Below are 4,899 nucleotides of genomic sequence, written 5' to 3'. Positions count from 1 at the left end.
CCTGCTCACCGGACTCGCCATCGCCCCGGCGCTGATCACCGGGTTCACCCTGGTGGAGTCGCTCGTCCCGGCCGGAGCGCGCACCGAGGCGTTCACCTGGCTGACCGGCGCGGTGGCACTCGGCCAGGCAGTCGCCGCGAGCGCCGCCGGGCAGCTGGCCGACGCGTTCGGCGCGGCCAGCGGGTTCGTCGTCCCGCTGCTCGGTACCAGCCTGGCCGTGCTCACCGTGGCCGCGCTGCGCAGGTTCCTGGAGCCCGGGCCGAACCGGTCCGGAAGCGGGCCGTCCGGGACCGGGACCTCGGAGGACGGGCCGTCCGGCGACGAGCCGTCCGAGCAGGAGCAGCCGCAGGGCGAACAGCCCGGAAGCGACTCCTCGGGACGCGCGGCAGGCCCGCGGGGCAAGGTGGTGGCACGTGGCGCCGGTCACCGTGTCCCTGTTGCAGTGGACTAAGACGCGGGAATGCTGCACCATGGAGCGTCGTTAGCACTCCACAGGGAAGAGTGCCAGGAGGAGCAAGTGCCGACCTATCAGTACCAGTGCACCGAGTGTGGCGAGGGCCTCGAGGCGGTGCAGAAGTTCACCGACGACGCACTCACCGAGTGCCCGAGCTGCCAAGGACGCCTGAAGAAGGTGTTCTCGGCGGTCGGCATCGTCTTCAAGGGCTCCGGTTTCTACCGGAACGACAGCCGCGGCTCGTCGTCGTCCAGCAGCCCGGCGACCGCCGGCGCCGCGGGCGCTTCGAAGAAGGGCGAGGGCAAGAGCGAGAGCTCCACGTCCTCCGACTCTTCCAGCTCCTCCGGTTCGTCGGGCTCCTCGTCGACGTCCACCGCGAGCACGCCCGCCGCCTGACCCCGTCACACCTGTGCGGTGGCCCTGTCGCCCCTCGGCGGCAGGGCCACCGTCGCACCCGCCCCTTCCCGGGTCGCCTTATAGGGTGACCCCATGAGCGGACACGGCACGGGACCGGCGCGGGCAGAGATCGGCGTCATCGGCGGATCGGGTTTCTACTCGTTCCTGGACGACGTGACGGAGGTGACGGTCGACACCCCGTACGGCAGGCCCAGCGACTCGCTGTTCCTCGGCGAACTCGCCGGCCGCCGGGTGGCGTTCCTCCCCCGCCACGGCCGCTCGCACCACCTGCCGCCGCACCGCATCAACTTCCGCGCCAACCTGTGGGCGCTGCGTTCCGTCGGCGTGCGCCAGATCCTGGCGCCCTGCGCGGTGGGCGGGCTCCAGCAGAAGTACGGCCCCGGAACGCTCCTGGTGCCCGATCAGGTGGTGGACCGCACCAAGTCCCGCGCCCAGACCTTCTACGACGGTGAGCCGCTGCCGGACGGGCAGCAGCCCAACGTCGTCCACCTCACCTTCGCCGACCCCTACTGCGAGACGGGCCGCGAGGCGTCGCTCACCGCGGCCCGGGGACGGGGCTGGGAACCGGTCGACGGCGGCACGATGGTCGTCATCGAGGGGCCTCGCTTCTCCACTCGCGCCGAGTCCCGCTGGCACGCCGCCCAGGGCTGGGCGGTGGTCGGCATGACCGGTCACCCCGAAGCGGTGCTGGCCCGTGAACTCGCCCTCTGCTACAGCTCCCTCGCCCTCGTCACGGACCTCGACGCAGGCGCGGAGACCGGGGAGGGCGTCTCCCACCACGAGGTGCTGCGCGTCTTCGGCGAGAACATCTCCCGCCTGCGCGAGGTGCTCTTCGACGCCGTCGCCGCACTGCCCGACGAGCGCACCTGCTCCTGCCCCGACGCCCTCGACGGCACGGACCCCGGCATCACCCTGCCCTGAACCGTGGGCGCCCGGCAGCAGCTGCGGATCGTGGGCGGCTGCCGGGCAAGCGGGTGCGACCGGCGCCGCGACTGAGGGGGGCCTGCGCGAGCGCCGGTGCTCGGGTGGGCGGGGCCTCAGGATGGGCGAACCCTGGGTGAACTCCGGGTGGGTGAACTCGGATGGAATGGTCGAACTCGGATGGTCGAACTCCGGGTGGGTGACGGAGTTATCCACAACCTGTGAGTAGTCCACAGCCCTCAGCGGGATTTCCGGATGCGGGACACGGTGGAGGCATCCGCACACCCCGACTGGACGGTGAGCTCCGATGTCGCCCGATCTCTCCTGCCCTCCCCCGCCCGCGACCGTGCCCATGTTCCCGCCGCTGCGCCCCGGCTCCTCCCGCCGCTACCGGCTGCACCGCGTCCTGCGCCTGAGCCGGCGCGCAGGCGTGACGGTGCTCGCGGTGGCAGCCGCTGTCCTGGCCGTCTCCGGATACGCGGGGAAGTCACCGCCGGGAGAGGGCGAGACCGCGGCCGCTGCGGTCTCCACCGCCGGTGACGAGCCGAGCGGTGGCTCAGCATCACGAGGCAGCGCCACGGCAGCCCGGCCCGGCTCGGAGGAGGCAGCCGGCAGGCGGCCCGCCAACGTCTCGGCTCCGGTCCGGATCAGTGACGCAGCCGCCGTCCGGCTGCTGGTGCCTGACGATCGGGTGGACGTCCTGTCCAGCGTCGCCACCTCCCAGAGCTCTCAGGGCGGGTCCCTCGGGTCCACCGGTCCCGGCTCAGCGCCTTCCGCTGACGCCCGCGTGGTGGCCCGCTGCGTCCGGGTCGTGGAGATCCCGGAACCGGAGGCGGAGGACGCGCTCAGCAGCGGTGAGGGCGCGTTGGTGGTGCTCGACGTGTCCCGGGCCACGGCCTCCCGACTTGCGGGAGCAGCCGCGGCAGGACGGACGGCGGTGACGCTGTGCTGATCCGCACTGGTGCGCCAGTCACCGACCGTACGGATTCACCGGATTGGACAGCCCGCCCCCTGCTCGGGCAGCGTGCCGGGAGCGGAATCCATCGGCAGAGTGCGGAAAGGCAGCGCGTTGAGCGAGCAGAAGCAGGGAGCCCTGGCGGGATTCAAGGAATTCCTGATGCGGGGCAATGTGGTGGAGTTGGCGGTGGCCGTGGTCATCGGCGCGGCCTTCACCAAGATCGTGAACGCGTTCGTCGAGGGCATGATCAACCCGGTCGTCGGCGCGCTCGGCCCGAAGGACCTGGAGCGGTACCAGTCCTGCCTCAAGGGGACGTGCCAGCTGGACGCGACGAGCGGCGAGGTGGACGGCATCCTGATCAAGTGGGGCGTGGTGCTCAGCGCTGCCATCACCTTCCTGATCACCGCGGCTGTCGTGTACTTCCTCATGATCCTGCCGATGAGCAGGTACAAGGCGCGGCTGGACCAGCGGAAGCCGGTGGTCGTCACCGAGGCGGGCCCGAGCGAGGTGCAGCTGCTCACCGAGATCCGCGACGCCCTCGTTGCCCAGCGCGCCGCCGGTGTCACCGCCGGTGCGGCGGTCGGTGGACAACGTGGCGAGTCGGAGTCCCGGCCGGACCTGCTGAAGTAGCCCGACGCGTTCCGGACCGGTCCGCGCCACCGATCGCCACGCCTGCCGCCTCTCACCACCGGGCGGTAGGAGAGGGCTCGCGGCGAACTGGAACCGTCCGGCGCCTGGCCCGGACGGTCAGGAGCACGACCCGGGCCCTGGCAAGCGGATCCCCCCGCACAACCCGCGCGCCGCGCCTGGTTCGGTGGGCCCGGTGGGCCCGGTGGGCGAAGGTGGCCGCACGAGGAGGTGCCGGGCTGTGGCGGGGGCTCAGAGGTGGTGCGGGGGTTTCTCATCCAGGAAGCGGGCCAGGTCTGCCGCGCCGCCTGCCGGCCGTTCGCCCCAGCCTCGATCGGTGTCGTCAGCGGACTGCTGGCTCAGCGGGTCTCCGAAGTCCAGTTCGGCCGGCTTGCCCTGCGGCTTCGGCGCCGCACCCTGCCGAGCAGGGGTCGCGGCCTCCTGGTGCGGGCCGTCGGGTCGGGCTGATTCGCTCATGGCTCCAGGGTATCGAGAGCCTCGTGCCACCACCGGTCCCGGCCGGGCGTCCACGGCACGGGGCGGCGCACCCGGTGCACCACCAGTACCGATCGCACCGCCGGGCAGTCCTCCAGCGCACGGTCGATCATCACCTTGGCCGGATAGCAGCCGTCACCGCGCGGAACGGCGTCCGCGGTGACGACCACGCCGGCCCCGGACTCGCGGATGCGGTCGCCCAGCGGCTGGACGCGGTCGTTGGGGCGAAGCGAGACGCGCAGCGCGTCCAAGCGGCCGCAGGCCATGGTGACCGCCACCGATTCGGGGATCAGCGGCAGCAGTACCGCGACCCGCTCCCCTCCTCGCACACCCAGCGCCGCCAATGCGGTCGCGGCCCGCCGGGACTGTTCCACGAGGTGCACGTGGGCGTGGTCGCCGGACGGAGGCAGTACGGTTCCGGTCCGGCGGCGGAGAGCCACCGGCTTGCCCCAGGTGTGGTGATGGTCGACCGACATGCGTCCAGCTTCGCGACCGTCGATGAACGTCTGATCAACGTCCACTGGACGGGCGCGGCGGCAGCGCGCCAGCCGGGGCCGGCGAGGCCTCCCCACCTGCCCGGTCGCGGTGGAGCCTCGGCGCCGTGGCCACCACCGGCCCCGCCCCCAGTTGTTGCCGGACCGTCCACACTGACGCGGATGTCGAGCGCCGCGTCCGGGAGGCTGGTACCCATGTCCTGTGGCTGACGCATACGGAAAGACGGCGCGGGACGCGCTGACGGACGTGCCCGGTATCCGGGTGGGACACGCCCAGCGGATCGGTGACGGCTCCCTCACGGGCACCACCGTGGTGCTTGCCCCGGCCGGTGGTGCGGTCGCGGCGGTGGACGTGCGGGGCGGCGGTCCCGGCACCCGGGAGACGGACGCCCTCGACCCGCGCAACCTGGTGCAGCGGGTCGACGCGGTGGTGCTGACCGGCGGCAGCGCCTTCGGCCTGGACGCCGCCACGGGCGTGGCGGCATGGCTGGAGGAGCAGGGCCGCGGCGTCCAACTCGGCGTTCCGGCGGGCG

Annotated in this window: 7 protein-coding genes and 1 pseudogene; 6 read left to right on the top strand and 2 right to left on the bottom strand. The window is 72.6% G+C overall.

What is annotated here, in order from left to right; translation table 11 throughout:
• The 5 genes and pseudogenes from ACYVE9_RS15710 to mscL form a co-directional block, all read left to right on the top strand.
• A pseudogene (locus ACYVE9_RS15710) lies at positions 1-451 on the top strand (hypothetical protein); the annotation flags it as partial.
• A gap of 66 nt (positions 452-517) precedes the next feature.
• Positions 518-850, top strand: coding sequence for an FmdB family zinc ribbon protein (locus ACYVE9_RS15705; RefSeq protein WP_461028470.1), 333 nt, complete (start codon positions 518-520; stop codon positions 848-850).
• 93 nt (positions 851-943) lie between these two features.
• The gene (locus ACYVE9_RS15700) at positions 944-1,792 is read left to right on the top strand and encodes an S-methyl-5'-thioadenosine phosphorylase (RefSeq protein WP_461028469.1); all 849 of its coding nucleotides are present in this window, start codon (positions 944-946) and stop codon (positions 1,790-1,792) included.
• Between the two features lie 307 nt (positions 1,793-2,099).
• Positions 2,100-2,744, top strand: a complete 645-nt coding sequence (locus tag ACYVE9_RS15695) for a hypothetical protein (protein WP_461028468.1) — start codon at positions 2,100-2,102, stop codon at positions 2,742-2,744.
• A gap of 117 nt (positions 2,745-2,861) precedes the next feature.
• Positions 2,862-3,380 (top strand): large conductance mechanosensitive channel protein MscL, encoded by a 519-nt coding sequence (gene mscL, locus ACYVE9_RS15690; RefSeq protein WP_461028467.1) that lies wholly within the window; start codon positions 2,862-2,864, stop codon positions 3,378-3,380.
• A 249-nt stretch (positions 3,381-3,629) separates the two neighbouring features.
• On the opposite strand, the gene ACYVE9_RS15685 is transcribed toward mscL, so the two are convergent.
• Both ACYVE9_RS15685 and ACYVE9_RS15680 read right to left on the bottom strand, forming a co-directional pair.
• Positions 3,630-3,854 carry a hypothetical protein gene (locus ACYVE9_RS15685; RefSeq protein ID WP_461028466.1) on the bottom strand — a complete coding sequence of 75 codons (225 nt, stop codon included), beginning with the start codon at positions 3,852-3,854 and terminating at the stop codon, positions 3,630-3,632.
• Positions 3,851-4,348, bottom strand: a complete 498-nt coding sequence (locus ACYVE9_RS15680) for an AMP-binding protein (RefSeq protein WP_461028465.1) — start codon at positions 4,346-4,348, stop codon at positions 3,851-3,853. The genes ACYVE9_RS15685 and ACYVE9_RS15680 overlap by 4 nt, the downstream gene beginning before the upstream one ends.
• Before the next feature lie 220 nt (positions 4,349-4,568).
• Between ACYVE9_RS15680 and ACYVE9_RS15675 the strand changes: the two genes are divergently transcribed.
• On the top strand, positions 4,569-4,899 hold a 331-nt coding region (locus tag ACYVE9_RS15675), incomplete at its 3' end, for a P1 family peptidase (RefSeq protein ID WP_461028464.1).

This window comes from Streptomyces sparsus (assembly GCF_054776295.1).
This window is presented reverse-complemented; position numbering and strand designations above follow the sequence as displayed.